The sequence below is a fragment of the Brevibacterium sp. genome, assembly GCF_052105255.1.
In the GTDB taxonomy this organism is placed as follows: Bacteria; Actinomycetota; Actinomycetes; order Actinomycetales; family Brevibacteriaceae; genus Brevibacterium; species Brevibacterium linens_B.
Map to the genome: position 1 here is coordinate 1 of NZ_JBQDYQ010000059.1, position 18,336 is coordinate 18,336.

Genomic DNA, 18,336 nt, shown 5'->3' on the forward strand with positions numbered 1-18,336 from the left:
CCGACGATGCCGCCGATGAGGGCGAGGATGCCCCAGATGTTCTTCGACGTGTTCCCGCCGCTGCCAGACGGGTACTGACCGTAGGCGGCGTTCGGGTTGGCCGGGATGAACTGATCGGAGGAACCGTCTGCACCTGCGTAGGCCGGCTGCTGACCGTACTGGTTGGCATCGTACTGCGCGTTGGCGTCATAGGGGTTCTGCCCGTACTGGTTGTCTCCGTACGGGTTCTGGTCGCCATGACCCTGGCCGTACTGGTTGTTCGGGTTCTGCCCGTACTGGTTCTGCCCGTACTGGTTCTGGTCGTACTGGCTCTGGTCGTTCGACGCACCGTAGTTGGGCTGCGAACCGTACTGGGGAGCCTGCTGCCCGTACTGCTGCGAGCCGTCGTTGCCGCCCTGGCCGTAGTTCGGCTGCGAACCGTAGGGCTGGCTGCCCGCCGAGCCGTACTGCTGCCCGGACTGCCCCGAGCCCGACTGGCCCGGCTGCTGGCCGGAATTCTGATCATTGCCGTAGTTGGGGGCGTTCGGCGGCTGGGTGTTCGGGTTCTGCCCGTTGGGGTCGTTGGGCGAACCGTCACCCGAACCGTACGGGTTCTGAGGAGTAGACATAGGTGCTCCGAAGTCATCGTCGTTTAGTACAACACCCAGCGTACTAGCAAACCCCTTTGTTACCGCATGCTGACCGCGTTTCAGTCCTGGAACATGGTGAACGAAACGCACACTATCCACATCAGCACCATGAACCTCGGGAGCCACTGCCTCGCCGTGCCCACCATCGCGCTTCCCCGCCGCTGGCGGCCGCAGCCATACCTCGCGGGTTCAGCCCACTTTAGAGTGAACAGCCCTGTTTCAAACATGGGCTATTCACCCAAAAGTGAGCTATTGCGAAAAAGCGCCTCATAGACAGACACCTGCCCGAGCGTGAATGCACGAAGCCCCGAGTGGATCACTCGGGGCTTCTTCTGTGCGCGATACTGGGATCGAACCAGTGACCTCTTCCGTGTCAGGGAAGCGCGCTACCGCTGCGCCAATCGCGCTCTATTCATTTGTTGCACCGGAACCCGAGGGTCCCTGTGCGCGATACTGGGATCGAACCAGTGACCTCTTCCGTGTGAAGGAAGCGCGCTACCGCTGCGCCAATCGCGCTGGTCAACCGACATTTCTGCCGGTCATCCGAGGTGGCGACGGGATTCGAACCCGTGTATACGGCTTTGCAGGCCGCTGCCTCGCCTCTCGGCCACGCCACCGCCAAGGCAGTGCCATGACGCCTCCGAGCGGATGACGGGACTCGAACCCGCGACCCTCACCTTGGCAAGGTGATGCTCTACCAACTGAGCCACATCCGCATTTCTCGCTGCCCGGTTTCCCCGGCAACGAGATATAACTCTATACGCAGGTGGCGGCTTACGCAAAATCAGAATCGGGTGATCGTGGTCACACCCGTCGATCAAGCTTTCAGGGTCGCCATCCTATAGTGGTGGGGTGAACGCAGAGAGTCCGCAGACCCGCCCCAAAGGCTGGTTGTCACGCCACCACCGGCAAGGTCCCCGACCGTGGCGCAAGCTGCGTTTGGGCTTCCTCCGGTGGCGCCGCACAGTGCTGGCCAATCCGCACACGGCACGGCTGTATCGCAGCATCGTCGGTGGCCTCGGCACACTCATCGTGCTCATCGGACTCGTTCTCGTTCCGCTGCCCGGGCCGGGCTGGCTCATCGTCATCATCGGCCTGTTCATCATCTCCAGCGAGTTCCACTGGGCTCGGCGGCTGCTGCACTTCGTGCGCGTGAACGTCGAACGGTGGACCCACTGGATCATGGCGCAGAGTCTGTGGGTGCGCTGGACCGTCGGCGCGGTGACGGCAGCGTTCGTGACCGCCGTCGTGTGGTTGACCCTCCGACTCACCGGTCTGCCCGATTGGGTCCCGGACCTGCGCATCTTCGACGTGATCGGCCTGAGCTGATGACAACGACGCCCGTGAGACCTCGTTCGGAGGTCTCACGGGCGTGGCTCGTCGGGCCGGACCCCGGTCCGGTTCGGGGAAGGACCCCGATACGGGCTCAGGACGACAGTGCGGTCAGGCGTGAGAGGCAGCGCATGTACTTCTTCTTGTACCCGCCGGCCAGCGACTCGTCGGTGAAGACCTTGTCGAGGGCCGCACCGGAGTTGAGGATCGGCACATTGCGATCGTAGAGCCGGTCGACGAGCGCGACGAATCGCAGTGCCACGCTCTCGTTGTCGATGGTGCGAACGTTTTCCCACACAGCCGCGTCGACGCCGTCGACCATCCGCCCGTAGCGCGAGGGATGGACGGTGGACAGGTGGCTGAGCAGCTGAGAGAAGTCGTCGCGGGCGACGACCCCGTCGAGCCGGCTCGCAGCCGCGTCGAGTTCGGACTCCGACAGCGGATCGGCCGGAGCGGTGAGCTCACGGGCACGGTAGTCCTTGCCGTCGATGCGGTAGACCTCGAACTGATCGGCCAGCGCCTGGATCTCGCGCAGGAAGTCCTGAGCGGCGAAGCGCCCCTCCCCCAGAGATCCGGGCAGAGTGTTCGACGTCGCGATGATCTTCACCCCGGCGTCGGTGAGCTCGCGCATCAGCCGTGACATGAGCACGGTGTCGCCGGGGTCGTCGAGTTCGAATTCGTCGACGCAGACGAGCTTCATCGTCGACAGATCGTCGCGGGCCCGAGCGAAGCCCAAGGCTCCGACGAGATTCGTGTATTCGACGAAGGTGCCGAAGGTTGCAGGCTTGTCATTGGCGTGCCAGGCAGAAGCCAGCAGATGAGTCTTGCCGACGCCGTAGCCGCCGTCGAGGTAGACGCCCTTGGCGCCGGACTTGCCCTTCGAGAACAGCTTGCCGAAGAATCCCTGGCCGGTCGAGCGCTCGGTGAATTCCCGCAGCTTGTTCCTCGCCTCTTCCTGCGACGGCTCGGCCGGGTCGGTGCGGTAGCTGTCGAAGGACACGTCTTCGAACTGCGGCGGCGGCACGAGACCTGCGATGAGCTCTTCGGGGGCAACCTGTGGGGATCGGTCGCTCAGTGCGACCAGAGTCTGCTCGGCATTCACTCGGCCTAGTCTAAGGCAGGCTCGAGCACCCGGTTCAACTCGGCCGACACGAGGTGGCGTCCATCACAGAGCGCGGATCGGCGCGGATTCCGCCACCTGACAACTGACGGACAACGCGCGGTACACCCCGCCATCGGCGACAGGCTTGACAGGCTCAGTTGTTGAAGTCGAAGCCCAGGCGGCCGAGCTGCTTCGGATCGCGCTGCCAGTCCTTGGCCACCTTGACGTGCAGGTCGAGGTAGACCTTCGTGCCGAGCAGCCGTTCGATGCCCTGGCGGGACTCCGAGCCGATCGCCTTGAGCCGGCTGCCGCCCTTGCCGATGATGATGGCCTTCTGGCTGGGACGTTCGACATAGAGGTTGACGTGGACGTTCCACAGCGGATTGTCCTCGCTGCGGCCTTCCCGCGGGTACATCTCCTCGACCTGCACAGCCAGGGAATGCGGCAGTTCGTCCCGCACACCTTCGAGGGCGGCCTCGCGGACGAGCTCGGCGATCATCTTCTCCTCCGGCTCATCCGTGAGGTCACCGTCGGGATAGAGCGGAGGAGATTTCGGCAGGTGTGCCGCGAGCACCGAATCGACGGTGTCGACCTGGAAGTCCTCGACGGCGGAGACGGGCACGACATCGGCGAAGTCGGCGAGCTCGCCGACGGCCAGCAGCGCCTCGGCGATCTTGTCCTTGGGCACCCGGTCGACCTTCGTCACGAGCGCCACGATCGGGGTCCGCCCGTCCAGCAGCGCCAGCTGGGAGGCGATATAGCGGTCACCGGGACCGATCGGCTCATCGGCGGGCAGGCAGAAGCCGATGACGTCGACCTCCCCCAGCGTGGACGCCACAAGATCATTGAGTCGTGACCCGAGGAGGGTGCGCGGTTTGTGCAGTCCGGGGGTGTCGACGAGGATGAGCTGGTGATCGTCCTTGTGAACGACTCCGCGGATCGTGTGACGGGTCGTCTGAGGTTTGGCCGAGGTGATCGCGACCTTCTCGCCCACCAGGGCGTTCGTCAGCGTCGATTTGCCCGTATTGGGCCGTCCCACGAAGCAGGCGAAGCCCGCCCGGTAGTCCTCGGGGTAGTCGGTGCGAAATTCCATCTCAGTCCTCTTCCTGCGTCCCCGAACCACCGGCTGCGGCGGTCTGTGCGTCGTCTCTGCTGTCCTCGTGGGTGCGGGTGACCCGCACGTGGGTGATCCGGTGGCGGCGGCCCTGACCCTCCATGGCTTCGATCTCGAGGCCTTCGATCGACGCGTGCGAGCCGTCGATGGGCACCCGGTCGATGAGCTTCGAGAGCAGTCCGCCGACGCTGTTGACGTCATCCTCGTCGATGCGCACATCGAAATAGTCGGCGAAGTCGGAGATCGACATGCGGGTGCTGATGATGAATGATCCATCGTCGCCTTCAACGAGTTCGTCATCGCCGTTGTCGTATTCGTCTTCGATCTCGCCGACGATCTCCTCGACGATGTCTTCGATGGTCACGAGCCCGGCGGTGCCGCCGTATTCGTCGATGAGGATCGCCAGATGCGTCGAGTCCAGCTGCATCTGCCGCAGCAGGTCATCGGCCGGCTTCGTCTCCGGGACGAACAGGACGGTGCGGGCCAGCTTGCCCACGGGCCGTTCGGCCTCCTCGGGATGGAGGTGGAGGCGCCGGGCGACGTCCTTGAGGTAGGCGACTCCGCGGACGTCGTCGAGATCCTCCCCGCAGACGGGGATCCGGGAGAAGCCGGAGCGGAAGAACAGATTCATCGTCTTCTGCAGGCTGACGTCGGCGTCGACGGTGATGAGGTCGGTGCGCGGCACCATGACCTCGTTCGCCGAGGTGTCCGAGAGGTTGAACACGGACTGGATCATCTCGCGTTCGCCGTCTTCGATGATGTCGGATTCGCTGGCACGTTCGACGAGGTCGCGCAGCTGTTCGGAGGTCACGAACGGACCGTCCTTGTACACCTTGTCCGGAGTGAGCAGATTGCCGAGCACGACGAGGATGCGGGCCAGCGGTTTGAGCGCGACGAGGACGATGCGCACGACCCAGCTGAGGTTGAGGCTCACGGCCAGGGACCGGCGTTTGCCGATCGTGCGCGGGGAGACTCCGGCGATGATGAAGACCGCCACCGAGGCGGTGATCACCGTGAGGAAGACCATGAGCGGGCCCACGGAGTAGTAGGAGTCATAGGCCAGCGCGATGAAGACCGTGGCGAGTGCTTCGAGGAAGTTGCGGACGAAGATGATGACGTTGATGTTCGTCGGCAGGTCCGCGAGGATCCGCTCCACCCGCACAGCAGAGCGTTTGCCGTCCTCCTTCGCCTCCTCGACCGCATGGTGGGAGACGTTGAGCAGAGCGGCATCCACGGCAGACAGGGTGGCCGCGATGATGAGGCACAGCGCCGCACCGAGGAAGAACATGAACACGATCAGACCTCGGTGGGGGTGGGGATGTCGGTGCGACCGTCGTAGCGGGCTGCGAAGAAAGTCAGCAGCAGATGCCGCTGGAGGGCGAACATCTCCTCGCGCTCCTCGGGCTGACCATGGTCGTAGCCGAGCAGGTGGAGGAAACCGTGGACGGTCAGCAGCAGGATCTCGTCCATCGTCGAATGACCGGCCGCCCGAGCCTGAGCCCCGGCGACCTCGGGGCAGATGATGATATCGCCCATCTGACCTTCGGTCGGCGTCCCCGGCTCACCACGGTGGAGCTGATCCATGGGAAAGGACATGACGTCGGTCGGGCCCTCGAGATCCATCCAGGTGACGTGGAGTTCGGACATCGCCGCCGAATCGACCATCGTCACGGCCAGCTCCGCCCCCGGGTGCATGTGCAGGGCAGAGCCCAAGTATTCGGTCAGGGCCACGACTTCGTCGAGGTCCACCTCGGCGTCGGTCTCATTGAGGATCTCGGTGTTCATTCGGCACTCCCCCACAGGTCGTAGGCTTCGACGATCTTCGTCACCAGCGAATGCCGGACGACGTCCTTGCTGCCCAGTTCGCAGAACTGCAGGTCATCGATGCCGTCGAGGATGTCGCGGACGACCTTGAGTCCGCTGCGGGTCTTGCCCGGCAGGTCGATCTGGGAGATGTCACCGGTGACGACCATGCGCGATCCGAAGCCGAGGCGGGTGAGGAACATCTTCATCTGCTCGGCCGTCGTGTTCTGGGCTTCGTCGAGGATGATGAACGCGTCGTTGAGGGTGCGCCCGCGCATATAGGCCAAGGGAGCGACCTCGATCGTGCCGGTCTCGATGAGCAGCGGGATCGATTCGGGATCGACCATGTCGTGGAGGGCGTCATAGAGCGGACGCACATACGGGTCGATCTTGTCGTTGAGCGTGCCGGGCAGATAGCCCAGGGATTCGCCGGCTTCGACGGCAGGCCGGGTGAGGATGATCCGCGAGACCTCTTTGTGCTGGAGGGCGTTGACGGCCATCGCCATCGCCAGGTAGGTCTTGCCGGTTCCGGCCGGACCGATGCCGAAGGTGATCGTGTGGTTGCGGATGGCCCTGACGTAGTCGTGCTGGCCCATCGTCTTCGGACGGATCGACTTTCCCCTGGTGGAGAGGATGTCCGTGCCGAGCACCGCCGAGGCGGCCGCTCCCTCGGAGGAGAACGTCGTGACCCTCTCGATCGTCTCTTCGTTGATGCGATGGCCGGCCGTGTGCAGCTTCTTGAGTTCCCCGATGACGCTGACGAAGGCTTCGACACGCTGGGGGTCACCGGTGACCTGGACCTGATTGGCCCGGACGTGGATGTCGAGGTCGTCGAAGGTCTTCTCCAGGGCGCGCAGATTCGACTCTCCGGGGCCGAAGAAGGCGACGAGGTCGATGGAGTCCGGGATGACCAGCCGCACGGTGTCGCGTTCGGCGTCGCGTGTGTCCGTCACGGCATCATTGCCCGCGGCACCGTCGCCGGGTGCGGCGGCGTCCGAGTCGGTGGGGTTCATGGCGTTCGGGTTCGGTGGAGTGATGTCCAGAATGTTCCTTTGCAAGTGGGCGCACCGTCACCGGCGGCGCCAGAGTGTGCTTCCATCCTAGTCCGGTGTCTCACCAACGGCCCAATGAATTCTGGGCCAGGACGAGACCGGCGGGTCCTGCCGATGACGAACGCAGGATCGTCGGTCCCAGCAGCACCGGTCTCGCTCCACGGCCGGTCAAGGCTGCGAGTTCGCCGTCGCTGATGCCGCCTTCGGGCCCGACGACGAAGACGATGCGCTCCGGCAGCGGCGAATTGCCCTCCGCGATCAGATCGGCCAGCGCTGCGGAGAGTCTGCGCTGAGCGGTCTCGTGGAGGACGAAGACCGCATCGGACTCGTCGAAGGCTGTGGCCAGGGAGGCCCCGCGGACGAGTTCGCGCAGCACCGGAAACCGGGAGCGTCTGGCCTGCAGGGAGGCCGCATTCAGCAGGTTCTCCCATTTCGCGGCCATCTTCTCCCGCTTCTTCGCCGGCCAGTCGGCGATCGAACGTTCGGCGGCCCAGGGAATGACGTCGTCGACGCCGATCTCCGTGGCCGTTTCGATCGCCTGCAGGTCTCGGTCGCCCTTGGCCAGGGCCTGGACGAGCACGAGGCGTGGGCCGGTGCTGTCCTCGTGCGTCACCGCGGTGACGTCGATCGTCAGCTCGCTCGTCGAGGCGGCCGTGACGGTTCCGCGCACCCGTGTGCCGTCCCCGTCGACGATGTCGATGTCCTCGCCGGGACCGATCCGACGCACCCGCACCGCGTGCCCGGCCACGTCCTCACCGAGGGTGAGAGCGGACCCGACGACCGCCTCGGCGGCGGTGGCGGAGCGGAATACGGGAAGACTCACCGACCGGCGAACCTCTCACGCATGCGGGAGAACATTCCGCGGTTCTCCGTCGAGATCTGGGCCCGCGGTGCTTCCTCTCCGCGCAGTTCGGCGAGCTTCTCGAGCAGTTCGCGCTGTTCGTCGTCGAGGGTGTCCGGGGTGAGGACGTCGACGGTGATGAGCAGGTCGCCGCGAGTCTCCGAGCGCAGGCGGGAGGCGCCGAGTCCGGGGAGTTTGACGACGGTGCCGGACTGGGTGCCGGCGGCGATGGTGAGGTCCTGGGTGCCGTCGAAGGTCTCGAACGGGATGGTCGCTCCCAGGGTCGCTGCGGTCATCGGCACCGAGACGGCGGCCCGGAGGTTGTCGCCGTCGCGCTGGAAGACCTCGTGGCGGGTGACCATGACCTCGACGAAGAGATCACCGGCGGGTCCGCCGCCGGGACCGACCTCTCCCTGGCTGGACAGCTGGATGCGGGTGCCGTCGGAGACTCCGGCGGGGATGCGGATCTTCATGGTCCGCTGCTTGCGCACGCGTCCGTCGCCCTGGCAGTTGAGGCAGGGGTTGGGGATGACGGTGCCGAAGCCGTGGCAGGAGTTGCAGGTCTGGTTCGTGACCATCTGGCCCAGCAGGGTCCGCGTCATGCGCTGGACGCTGCCGGCGCCGTGGCACAGCGAGCAGGTCTCGATCTTCGTGCCCTCCTGCGTGCCGGCACCCGAACAGGTGTCGCAGACGACCGCAGTGGTCACGTCGAGATCGACGGTGCCGCCGAAGGCCGCGGTCTTCAAGTCGATGTTGACGCCGACGAGGGCGTCCTTGCCGCGCTGTGTGCGCGGGATGGGGCCTCCGGCCTGTCCGCCGCCACCGCCGAAGAAGGTCTCGAAGATGTCGCCGAATCCGCCGAAGCCGCCGCCGGCGGGGAAGCCCTGACCGTTCTCGCCGCCGCCCATATCGTAGTTGCGGCGCTTCTCCGGATCCGAGAGCACGTCGTAGGCCAGTGAGATGGCTTTGAATTCGTCTTCGTGACCGGGATTGACGTCCGGGTGGTACTTGCGTGCCAGCTTCCGGTACGACGACTTGATCTCAGCCGCGGAAGCGTCTTTGGACACTCCGAGTGTTTCATAGTGATCGGCCACAGAAACTTCTCTCTCCCTGACGTAGTGGTCTTCTCTGTTCGTGGTGGTGGCTGCGCTCCTGCGCGGTACTCACCGGTTGCGTGCTGCCCGACTGCGGGCACCCCTGGTCGTCGTCACTGCACCGGCCCTACCCTCGGTCGAGGATCGAGGACACGTACTTCGCGACGGCACGGACTGCCGAGATCGTCGTCGGATAGTCCATCCGGGTCGGGCCGAGCACCGCCAGTCTGGCCGACGAACCCGCGTCATGACCATATTCGGCGGCGACGACGGAAGTCGAACTGAACGATTCGTGAGTATTCTCACGCCCGATGCGCACGCTGATCCCCCCATGGTCCTCTGCCATCGAGGTGAGCAGCCGGAGCAGGACCACCTGCTCCTCGAAGGCTTCGAGGATCGGGGCCATCTTCTCTCCGAATTCGCTGCCGGAACGGGCGAGGTTCGCAGTCCCGGCCATGATGATGCGCTCTTCGCGGGTCGCGGCGACGAGGTCGACGACGGCGGCCCTGACCTGTGTGAGTCCGGACTCGTCACGTCCCGCCGACTCGCTCGATTCGGCGGCGACCGCCTCGGCGGTGGGGGACGAACCGAAGACCTGCGCGAGCGTGCGTCCGGCGAAATCGGCATTGATCTGGTCGCGCAGCCCGCGGACGGCATCCTCGTCGAGCGGGGTCGGGGTGATCACGGACTTCTGCTCGACCTGACCGGCGTCGGTGATGAGGACGACGAGGATCCGGCCGGGGCCGAGGCCGACGATCTCGACGTGTTTGATGCGCGCCCGCGACACCGTCGGGTATTGGATGAGCGCCACCTGGCGGGTGAGGCCGGAGAGCACGCGGACGGTGCGGTCGAGCATCTCGTCGAGGTCGACATCGCCGTCGATGAGCTGGAAGATCGCGCGGCGCTCGGCGGTGGTCAGCGGTTTGAACTCGTCGATGCGGTCGACGAACATCCGGTAGCCGAGGTCGGTGGGGATCCGACCGGCCGAGGTGTGGGGTTGGGCGATATAGCCTTCGTGCTCGAGCTGGGCCATATCGTTGCGGATCGTGGCCGGGGAGACGCCGAGGGTGTGGCGCTGGACGATCGCATTCGATCCCACGGGTTCGTTGGTGGCGACGAAGTCCTCGACGATGGCGCGCAGCACCTGTGCACGTCTGCTGTCGTTCATCGCGGTTCTCCTCTCCGTCTCTTCAGCCGATCACGGTCCCGTGCCGATACTTGGCACTCCTTGAGCCTGAGTGCCAATTCTACGCTTCTCGTCCCCGGAATTCATTTCTGGGGGTGACCTGCGGGTCTGCGCGCCTGCGGGACCGTCCTTGATTATGGTGGGTGCCCGTGAATGCTTTTGATCGCTATGGCCCCGATGTGCTCTCCGGTTCCTCGCCGTCGTCGCACCGTCCGCAGAAGTCCCGTCAGGTCGAGCTCGGCCTGGGCATGGTTCTCGAGGATGCGATGAGCGGCTATGTCGGTGCTGTCGTCGGCGCGGAGAAGACCACGGCCGGTGTCGTCGTCAAGCTCGAGGACCGCGTCGGCAAGGTCCGTGCCTTTCCGCTGGGACCGGGTTTCCTCCTCGAAGGACAGCCCGTCGATGTGCAGCTGCCGAAGAAGAAGGCGCAGCAGCCCGGGCGGACGGCTTCCGGGTCTCGCGCCGTGGTCGGTGCGAAGGCTCGAGTGGCCCGCGGGTCGCGGATCTGGGTGGAGGGCAAGCACGATGCCGAACTCGTCGAGAAGATCTGGGGCGATGATCTGCGCATCGAAGGCGTCGTCGTCGAACCCCTGGGCGGTCTCGACGACGTCGCCGACAAGCTCGCAGCCTTCGGTCCGGATCGGGACCATCGGGTCGGTGTCCTCGCCGATCACCTGGTGACCGGGACGAAGGAATCGAAGATCGCCGAGGCGGTCCGTGCCGATCCGCGCTACCGCGACGTCGTCCACATCATCGGCCACCCCTACGTCGATATCTGGCAGGCGGTGAAGCCCCATGTCGTCGGCATCCGGCAATGGCCGGTCGTCCCCCGCGGTGAGGACTGGAAGACGGGAATCCTCCGGCGCATCGGATGGCCGCACGCCGACCATCGAGATGTCGCTCGCGGGTGGGTGCGCATCCTCGGGAAGGTGAGCACGATCGCCGATGTCGAACCGACGCTGTCGGGTCGGGTCGAGGAGCTCATCGACTTCGTCACCGTCGGCTGATTGACTTCGGTGGTGCGTCGGTGGCCCGTGGTGGTCACGGCGAGCTGTCGGCGTGTGCCGAAACTGTCACAGGAGTGAGGCTTTCCCGACATCCTCGGGACGCGGGGCTCGGCTAGTCTGGAGGGCAAGCGTTCTTCGAAAGGATCCCCATGTCGCACCACCCCGAGCAGCCGGGCAGCCGACCGATGCCGCCGAACTACTCTCAGGCGTCGGGCCCGCAGCAGCCCTACGCGCCGCAGGGCCAGCAGTATTCTCGGCCGCAGACGCACAGTGGTCAGACGGGCTACGGCTCACAACAGTCGTTCGGCGCGCAGCCTGGTTACGGCGGTCAGCCGGGGTACGGTGGTCAGCCGGGGTACGGTGGGCAGACTGGATTTGGCGCGCAGCCGGGTTACGGCATGCCGCAGATGCACAACCCGGCGATGTTCGACTCCCGCTCCCTGCCCGAGCAGGCGTACGGACCCGGCTCCGAACAGTTCTGGATGGCCCCCGAACCCGACCGGACCACGGCTCTGTGGACCCACCTCGGCGCGCTTCTGTTCGGGTTCATGCCGCTCATCATGTTCCTCGTGAAGAAGGACGAGTCGCCGTTCGTCCGCGAGCATTCGCGTCAGGGACTCAACGCGATGATCACGAACACGATCGTCACCTTCGCAGCCCTCTTCGTCTTCGGCATCCTCGGTTTCATCCTCGCATTGGTGACCTTCGGGATCGGCATCATCATCATGTACGCCGCGGTCATCGTCCCACTCGTCTACTGCGTCCTCTACATCATTGCCGCCGTCGCAGCGAACAGGGGCGAGGGGTATAGGTTTCCGCTCACCATCAACTTCGTGAAGTGACCATCCCCCGTCACCCCGCGCACTCTGGGACAGCCCGCACTCCCTGGGTTAATGTGGAGTGATCGCACACTCTGAAGGGACTCTCATGTCGGACAACCCGCAGCAGCCGAACAACGGACAGTCACAGCCGATGCCCCCGAACTATTCCCCGCAGTCGGGCTCACAGCAGCCGCAAGCGCAGCAGCCGCAGCAGGGTTCGCAGCCGCAGCAGAATGGTCAGACCCAGTACGGCTCGCAGCCGCAGAACCCTCAGCAGGGATCTCAGCCCGGCTTCGGCTCTCAGCAGCCCCACGCCGGGCACGGCTCCCCGCAGCAGAATCCGGCCTACGGCTCGCAGCCCGGCTACGGCTCCCAGCAGCCTTTCGGCGCTCCCCAGGGACAGCCGCAGGCGGGATACGGATTCCAGGGAGCATCCTCGGCGCAGTCGGCTGCCGCCGGTGTTCCCATGGGAGCAGAACTTCCGGATGCCGCCTACGGTCCGAACTCACTCGGATTCTGGAACGCCGACCAGAGCGAACGCACCACCGCACTGTGGTCACACCTCGCACACGCCGCCACCTACGTCGTCGGCGTCGGCTGGATCGTCACCCTCATCCTCTTCATCATCAACAAGGACAAGTCGCCGTTCCTGCGTCATCATGGCGCACAGTCGCTCAACCTGCTGATCATCGGTGTCATCGCCGGATTCGGCATCGGACTGATCGGCGGAATCCTCACGATCGTCGGCATCGGCTTCCTCATCCTGCTGCTCCTGCCGGTGCTCTCGATCTACATGATCGTCATCGAGATCATCGCCGGAATGGCAGCCAACCGCGGTGAGGGCTACCGAATCCCGATGACTCCGAACTGGATCAAGTGAGCTGACGCAGCCCGAGAGTCCCACCGGCGCAGATTCGCTGAGCAGCTCGCCCCGCCGCCCGATCCGGATGGCGGGGCGAGACTCGTTCACACGTATTCGGTGAGGATGCGCACCATATAGTCGGCCATGAGACGTCCCTGCAGAGTCGGCTGGAACCAGCCGGCCGCGGCGCCATCCGCGTCGAGCAGACCCTGTCCGACGAAGGTTCTGATCGCCTGCTGGCTGCCCGGAGCCAGAGAGTCCAGGCGCAGCTCACGGTCGATCCGAGCGGCGAGCATGATCCGCTCGATCTCCCGGGTCCGATCATCGAGGACCTCCCGACCGATCGACGGGGACTGCCCCGCCACGAGCCGGTCGGCCCAGGCACGCGGATGTTTGGCGTTCCAGAACCTCACACCCCCGACATGGGAGTGGGCGCCCGGCCCGAAGCCCCACCAGTCGGCATTGCGCCAATAGGCCAGATTGTGTTCACAGCGCGTATCGGGACCGGTCGACCAATTGCTCACCTCGTACCAATGCAGACCGGCGGCGGAGATCGCGGCGTCGGCGATCTCGTATTTGTCGGCCAAGTCGTCCTCATCGGGCATCGGCAGTTCGCCGCGGCGCACCATCGCGCCCATCTTCGTTCCCGGTTCGACGATGAGGGAATACGCCGAGATGTGATCGACCTCGTTGGACAGGGCAACCTCCAGCGAGCGACGCCAATCGGCGAACGACTCCCCCGGGGTGCCGTAGATGAGGTCGAGGCTGAGTTCGAGTCCGGCGTCCTTGACCCAGCGAGCCACCTCGGGGATCTTCTCCGGATCATGGGTGCGGTCCAAGGTCGCGAGCACATGCGGCACGGCCGACTGCATACCCATGGAGATCCGGTTGACACCGGCTCCGGCGAGAGTCGCGATATAGGCAGGATCCAGGGTGTCGGGGTTGGCTTCGGTGGTGACTTCGACGGTCTCGGCCAGGCGGAAGCGGGCGCGGACATCGTCCATCACCCCGGCGAGCACGTCGGCTGCGAGCAGCGTCGGGGTGCCCCCGCCGAAGAAGATCGTCGAGACCTCACGGTCGCCCGCCCCAGCCTCGGCGAGGGTGGACACGGACAGATCGAGCTCACGGGCGAGGTTTCCGCGGTAGTCCTCACGGGACGCGCCCGGGCCGAGGTCGTCGGCGGTGTAGGTGTTGAAGTCGCAGTAGCCGCAGCGGACCCGGCAGTACGGGACGTGGATGTAGAGGCTCAGCCCTCGCTCAGCGGCCCCGATCCCCGCCGAAGTCGGCAGCGAACCGTCGCGCGGAGGGACCTCACCGGTCGGTTGTGCGGGCACTTACTTCTTGCTGTCCTTCGTCTCCGGCTCGTCGGAGGACAGGGCCGCGATGAAGGCTTCCTGCGGGACCTCGACGGTGCCGACCACCTTCATCCTCTTCTTGCCCTCCTTCTGCTTCTCGAGCAGCTTGCGCTTACGGCTGATATCGCCGCCGTAGCACTTCGACAGCACGTCCTTGCGGATGGCACGGATGGTCTCACGGGCGATGATGCGAGAGCCGATGGCCGCCTGGATGGGCACCTCGAACTGCTGGCGCGGAATGAGCTTGCGCAGCTTGCCTGCCATCGCCACACCGTAGGAGTAGGCATTGTCGCGGTGGACGATCGCCGAGAACGCATCGACCTGGTCGCCGTGCAGCAGGATATCGACCTTGACGAGATCCGACGGATCCTCCCCGTCATCGGAATAGTCGAGCGTCGCATAGCCCTTGGTCCGTGATTTGAGCTGGTCGAAGAAGTCGAAGACGATCTCTGCCAGCGGCAGGCGGTAGCGGATCTCCACGCGGTCCGAGGACAGGTAGTCCATGCCCTGCAGGTTGCCCCGACGGGTCTGGCACAGCTCCATCACCGCACCGATGTAGTCGCTCGGAGTGAGGATCGTCGCCCGGACCATGGGTTCTCTGACTTCCTTGACCTTGCCCGTGGGGAATTCGCTCGGGTTCGTCACCGTCGTCTCGGTCCCGTCCTCCATGGTCACGTCGTAGATCACGCTCGGTGCCGTCGAGATGAGGTCGAGGTCGTATTCGCGCTCGAGCCGATCGCGGAGGACCTCGAGGTGCAGGAGGCCGAGGAAGCCGCAGCGGAAGCCGAAGCCCAGCGCCGTGGACGTCTCGGGCTCGTATGCCAGGGAGGCATCGTTGAGTTTGATCTTGTCCAGCGCGTCACGCAGCACCGGGTAGTCCGAGCCGTCGATCGGGAACAGGCCCGAATACACCATCGGCTGCGGCTCCTTGTACCCCTCGAGCGGTTCCGATGCGGGAGACGCGGCCAGCGTGACGGTGTCGCCGACCTTCGACAGCCGGACATCTTTCACCCCGGTGATGAGATAGCCGACCTCACCGACGCCGAGGCCCTTCGTCGCCTTCGGCTCGGGTGAGGAGGCACCGATCTCGAGCAGTTCGTGAGTGCTGCCGGTCGACATCATCTCGATCTTCTCACGCGGCTTGAGGGAACCGTCGACGAGCCGAACATAGGTGACCACACCGCGGTAGGTGTCGTAGACGGAGTCGAAGATCATGGCGCGGGCCGGGGCGTCGGCGTCGCCGACAGGAGCGGGGATATCGGTGATGATGCGGTCGAGGACCTCTTCGACGCCTTCACCGGTCTTGCCGGACACGAGCAGGCAGTCCTCGGGTTCGCAGCCGATGAGGTTGGCGAGCTCGTCCGCGTACTTCTCCGGCTGTGCGGCCGGCAGGTCGATCTTGTTGAGCACGGGGATGATCGTCAGATCGTTCTCCATGGCCAGGTACAGGTTGGCCAGCGTCTGGGCTTCGATGCCCTGAGCGGAGTCGACGAGCAGCAGCGCGCCTTCACAGGCGGCCAGGGACCGCGAGACCTCGTAGCTGAAGTCGACGTGGCCGGGAGTGTCGATCATGTTGAGCGCGTACGGAGTGTCCCCGTGTTCCCACGGCATGCGCACGGCCTGGGACTTGATGGTGATTCCGCGTTCGCGTTCGATGTCCATCCGGTCGAGGTACTGGGCGCGCATATCGCGGTTCTCGACGACACCGGTCATCTGGAGCATGCGGTCGGCCAGGGTCGATTTGCCATGGTCGATATGAGCGATGATGCAGAAATTGCGAATCAGCTCGGGTGAGGTGGCAGACGGTGAGATCCGCTGTGCAGCTTCCTGATTCACCTGAGGTGACATGAACGCCCTTTCGTTGACAGACCGGGTCCCCGGTCAGACCCGATCTCCCATTGTTTCATGACTTGTGCACGGACCTGGAATCCACAGACGTGCACGTCGTCATCGTCGGGGACTTTCGCGGTTCGTCAGCTGTCGGATGCGATTCGTCCGCGCCGAACGGGGCCGATGCATGTGCCGGACCGTGCCGATCGGGGAAGATGGTGGCATGAGCGAATTCCGGGTCATGAGCTTCAACCTCCGCTATCCCGCCATGGACGGACATCCGGTGGCCGAGCGGCTGCCGATCGCCGCCGAGCTCATCCGGCGCGCACGTCCGCACCTCATCGGCACCCAGGAGGGCGAATTCGACCAGCTCGAGACGCTCATCAGCCTGCTGCCCGAGGAGTACATCTGGCTCGGAGAGGGCCACTCCGGCGGCAATTCCGGAGAGTTCACGGCCGTGATCCTCGATTCGAAGCGCTTCGACGTCGACGCCGTCGACATCAGCTGGCTGTCCGAACAGCCCGACACCGTGGCATCGGAGTCATGGGGAGTCTCGCATGCACGCACCCTGACGACGGTCGATGTCCGCGACCTCGACTCCGACCGACGGCTGCGTGTGCTCAACACCCACCTCGACCACAAGTCCGAGCGCGCCCGTCTCGAGTCCGGTCGGATCATGGCCGAGTCCATCGCCGAGGCGGCCCATCCCTGCGTGGTCACCGGTGACTTCAATGTCGCCACCGGCTCCCCGGTCTACGACTTCTTCTGCACCGAACTCGGCCTCACCGACACCGCCGCGGAGATCCCCGGGGAGGATATCGGCACCTTCCATCGCTACACGGGCCCGAAAGCCGGTGAGCCGCGCATCGACTGGATCCTGACGACCCCGGGCCTGCGCACGGTGTCCACGCGCATCGACACGTTCGAGATCGACGGGACGTACCCCTCCGACCATTTCCCAGTCGAGGCTGTCCTCGATTTCACATGACCGTGTCGGTTTCATATGTCTGCGTCGGTTCGCTGTTCTGCGCGACCTGCGGCAGTCGACTCGTTTAGGCTGGACATATGAATTGGAAATCACTGGTCAATCGGGCCGCGAGAATCGGAGTCCGTGAGGGGCTGCGCTACCTGCGACAGTCGCAGTCGAAGAAGAACTCCGGAGGCTCCTCGCAGCCCACGGATGCCCGCCGGCAGGATCCTCCGCGGCCGGGCGGTGGAGGTGCCACCTCGGCGAGGCCTGATGACCGTGCCGGCTCAGGCGGTTCGGGTTCGTACCCCGGTGATTTCACGGGGTCGATCAAGGTCAGCTACTCCCCCGATCTCGACGGCGATGCCGATCCGGGCGAGGTCGTCTGGGGGTGGGTCCCCTTCGAGGAGGATCACTCACAGGGAAAGGATCGCCCGTCGCTGGTCGTCGGCCGTGACGGCAGGTGGGTGCTCGCGCTCATGCTCACGAGCAAGGATCACATCCCCGGCGGCGTCGGCGAGGTCCGCGAGGACCGGCACGCCAAGTGGATGAACATCGGCACCGGGGACTGGGATTCGCAGGGAAGGCCCTCTGAACTCCGCCTTGATCGGATCATCCGCCTCGACCCGGATTCGATCCGCCGGGAAGGTGCGGTCATCCCCCGCGACGTTTTCGACCGCGTCGCCGAGCACATCTCCGGCTGAGACCCGCCTGACAGCCCGGACGGACCATTGTGTGCACTGCGCGACGAGGCTGCACGGGATTTCCGGCCCGGTGTTCGAGGCTGTATCATAGGTGATTGTGTCTTCATCAAGGCGTGTGTCTCGCCGAGGTCGGGTGAAGATGCCGTCGGATTCGAAGTCGTCGATGTGTTTCCCCGCGGAGATGATCATGTCGGTTCGATGCGCCCTCACGACCATGTACCACTAACACGAAAGAGTGTTGAAATTGGCTAATATCAAGTCCCAGATCAAGCGGATCAAGACCAACGAGAAGGCTCGTCAGCGCAACAAGGCTGTCCGGTCCGAGGTTCGGTCCTACGTCCGCGTCGTTCGCGAGAACATTGCTGCCGGCAACAAGGAAGAGGCACAGCAGGCTTATGCTGTGGCTGCCCGCAAGCTCGACAAAGCTGTTTCGAAGGGTGTTCTGCACAAGAACAACGCTGCGAACCGCAAGTCGCGCCTGTCCACGCAGATCAACGCTCTCTGAGCGCACGACTGAGGCTATAGCTTCACGGGGTCCGAACCACACGGTTCGGACCCCGTTCTCTTCCCTTATTGCTACCTGACGGCGGCCCAGCAACCTCGCGCGAGGTTGCTGGGCTGTGCTGTCTCACTACCT

Annotated in this window: 17 protein-coding genes, 4 tRNA genes and 1 pseudogene; 7 read left to right on the forward strand and 15 right to left on the reverse strand. The window is 64.9% G+C overall.

Features of this window, described 5'->3' with window-relative positions:
• From ACTIIH_RS13490 to ACTIIH_RS13510, 5 genes and pseudogenes are all read right to left on the reverse strand, one after another.
• A pseudogene (locus ACTIIH_RS13490) lies at positions 1 to 608 on the reverse strand (hypothetical protein); the annotation flags it as partial.
• Between the two features lie 356 nt (positions 609 to 964).
• Positions 965 to 1,036 (reverse strand) — tRNA-Val (locus ACTIIH_RS13495).
• A 37-nt stretch (positions 1,037 to 1,073) separates the two neighbouring features.
• Positions 1,074 to 1,145: transfer RNA gene (locus tag ACTIIH_RS13500), tRNA-Val, on the reverse strand.
• A 30-nt stretch (positions 1,146 to 1,175) separates the two neighbouring features.
• Positions 1,176 to 1,246, reverse strand: a tRNA-Cys gene (locus ACTIIH_RS13505).
• Positions 1,247 to 1,272: 26 nt separating this feature from the next.
• Positions 1,273 to 1,345: transfer RNA gene (locus tag ACTIIH_RS13510), tRNA-Gly, on the reverse strand.
• 136 nt (positions 1,346 to 1,481) lie between these two features.
• Here ACTIIH_RS13510 and ACTIIH_RS13515 point away from each other — a divergent pair.
• Positions 1,482 to 1,958: a TIGR02611 family protein gene (locus ACTIIH_RS13515; RefSeq protein ID WP_240811954.1), complete on the forward strand. Its 477-nt coding sequence runs from the start codon at positions 1,482 to 1,484 to the stop codon at positions 1,956 to 1,958.
• 97 nt (positions 1,959 to 2,055) lie between these two features.
• On the opposite strand, the gene zapE is transcribed toward ACTIIH_RS13515, so the two are convergent.
• The 8 genes from zapE to hrcA all read right to left on the reverse strand — a co-directional run bounded on the left by zapE (position 2,056) and on the right by hrcA (position 10,135).
• The gene (gene zapE / locus ACTIIH_RS13520) at positions 2,056 to 3,063 is read right to left on the reverse strand and encodes a cell division protein ZapE (protein ID WP_035320155.1); all 1,008 of its coding nucleotides are present in this window, start codon (positions 3,061 to 3,063) and stop codon (positions 2,056 to 2,058) included.
• A 154-nt stretch (positions 3,064 to 3,217) separates the two neighbouring features.
• Positions 3,218 to 4,156 carry a GTPase Era gene (era, locus tag ACTIIH_RS13525; protein WP_441452367.1) on the reverse strand — a complete coding sequence of 313 codons (939 nt, stop codon included), beginning with the start codon at positions 4,154 to 4,156 and terminating at the stop codon, positions 3,218 to 3,220.
• Between the two features lies 1 nt (position 4,157).
• Complete coding sequence (locus ACTIIH_RS13530) at positions 4,158 to 5,465, reverse strand: hemolysin family protein (protein ID WP_240811963.1); 1,308 nt, start codon at positions 5,463 to 5,465, stop codon at positions 4,158 to 4,160.
• 8 nt (positions 5,466 to 5,473) lie between these two features.
• A complete protein-coding gene (ybeY, locus tag ACTIIH_RS13535) occupies positions 5,474 to 5,962 on the reverse strand; it encodes an rRNA maturation RNase YbeY (protein WP_101553440.1) in 489 nt (162 codons plus the stop codon).
• Positions 5,959 to 6,993, reverse strand: coding sequence for a PhoH family protein (locus ACTIIH_RS13540; protein ID WP_101553439.1), 1,035 nt, complete (start codon positions 6,991 to 6,993; stop codon positions 5,959 to 5,961). Before ACTIIH_RS13540 ends, ybeY begins: the two co-directional genes overlap by 4 nt.
• A gap of 100 nt (positions 6,994 to 7,093) precedes the next feature.
• A complete protein-coding gene (locus ACTIIH_RS13545) occupies positions 7,094 to 7,855 on the reverse strand; it encodes a 16S rRNA (uracil(1498)-N(3))-methyltransferase (protein WP_101553438.1) in 762 nt (253 codons plus the stop codon).
• Positions 7,852 to 8,967, reverse strand: a complete 1,116-nt coding sequence (gene dnaJ, locus ACTIIH_RS13550; protein WP_101553437.1) for a molecular chaperone DnaJ — start codon at positions 8,965 to 8,967, stop codon at positions 7,852 to 7,854. The genes ACTIIH_RS13545 and dnaJ overlap by 4 nt, the downstream gene beginning before the upstream one ends.
• A 127-nt stretch (positions 8,968 to 9,094) precedes the next feature.
• Positions 9,095 to 10,135 carry a heat-inducible transcriptional repressor HrcA gene (gene hrcA, locus ACTIIH_RS13555; protein ID WP_441452370.1) on the reverse strand — a complete coding sequence of 347 codons (1,041 nt, stop codon included), beginning with the start codon at positions 10,133 to 10,135 and terminating at the stop codon, positions 9,095 to 9,097.
• 161 nt (positions 10,136 to 10,296) lie between these two features.
• On the opposite strand from hrcA, the gene ACTIIH_RS13560 reads away from it, so the two are divergent.
• The 3 genes from ACTIIH_RS13560 to ACTIIH_RS13570 all read left to right on the forward strand — a co-directional run bounded on the left by ACTIIH_RS13560 (position 10,297) and on the right by ACTIIH_RS13570 (position 12,861).
• Positions 10,297 to 11,160, forward strand: coding sequence for a DUF3097 family protein (locus ACTIIH_RS13560; protein WP_081770366.1), 864 nt, complete (start codon positions 10,297 to 10,299; stop codon positions 11,158 to 11,160).
• Between the two features lie 149 nt (positions 11,161 to 11,309).
• Positions 11,310 to 12,002, forward strand: a complete 693-nt coding sequence (locus tag ACTIIH_RS13565; RefSeq protein WP_101593396.1) for a DUF4870 domain-containing protein — start codon at positions 11,310 to 11,312, stop codon at positions 12,000 to 12,002.
• An 85-nt stretch (positions 12,003 to 12,087) separates the two neighbouring features.
• Positions 12,088 to 12,861 carry a DUF4870 domain-containing protein gene (locus tag ACTIIH_RS13570; protein ID WP_441452372.1) on the forward strand — a complete coding sequence of 258 codons (774 nt, stop codon included), beginning with the start codon at positions 12,088 to 12,090 and terminating at the stop codon, positions 12,859 to 12,861.
• A gap of 86 nt (positions 12,862 to 12,947) precedes the next feature.
• Here ACTIIH_RS13570 and hemW read toward each other — a convergent pair whose 3' ends face one another.
• Together hemW and lepA are read right to left on the reverse strand one after the other, a co-directional pair.
• Positions 12,948 to 14,177 (reverse strand): radical SAM family heme chaperone HemW, encoded by a 1,230-nt coding sequence (gene hemW, locus ACTIIH_RS13575; RefSeq protein ID WP_101553434.1) that lies wholly within the window; start codon positions 14,175 to 14,177, stop codon positions 12,948 to 12,950.
• The gene (gene lepA, locus ACTIIH_RS13580) at positions 14,178 to 16,046 is read right to left on the reverse strand and encodes a translation elongation factor 4 (RefSeq protein WP_101553433.1); all 1,869 of its coding nucleotides are present in this window, start codon (positions 16,044 to 16,046) and stop codon (positions 14,178 to 14,180) included.
• A gap of 205 nt (positions 16,047 to 16,251) precedes the next feature.
• On the opposite strand from lepA, the gene ACTIIH_RS13585 reads away from it, so the two are divergent.
• The 3 genes from ACTIIH_RS13585 (at position 16,252) to rpsT (ending at position 18,204) form a co-directional block, all read left to right on the forward strand.
• Entirely contained in the window at positions 16,252 to 17,016 is a 765-nt protein-coding gene (locus ACTIIH_RS13585; RefSeq protein ID WP_127364429.1) for an endonuclease/exonuclease/phosphatase family protein, read from the forward strand.
• Between the two features lie 77 nt (positions 17,017 to 17,093).
• Entirely contained in the window at positions 17,094 to 17,699 is a 606-nt protein-coding gene (locus ACTIIH_RS13590) for a type II toxin-antitoxin system PemK/MazF family toxin (protein WP_101553431.1), read from the forward strand.
• A 244-nt stretch (positions 17,700 to 17,943) separates the two neighbouring features.
• Positions 17,944 to 18,204, forward strand: coding sequence for a 30S ribosomal protein S20 (gene rpsT / locus ACTIIH_RS13595; protein WP_025777880.1), 261 nt, complete (start codon positions 17,944 to 17,946; stop codon positions 18,202 to 18,204).
• Positions 18,205 to 18,336: the final 132 nt, after the last annotated feature.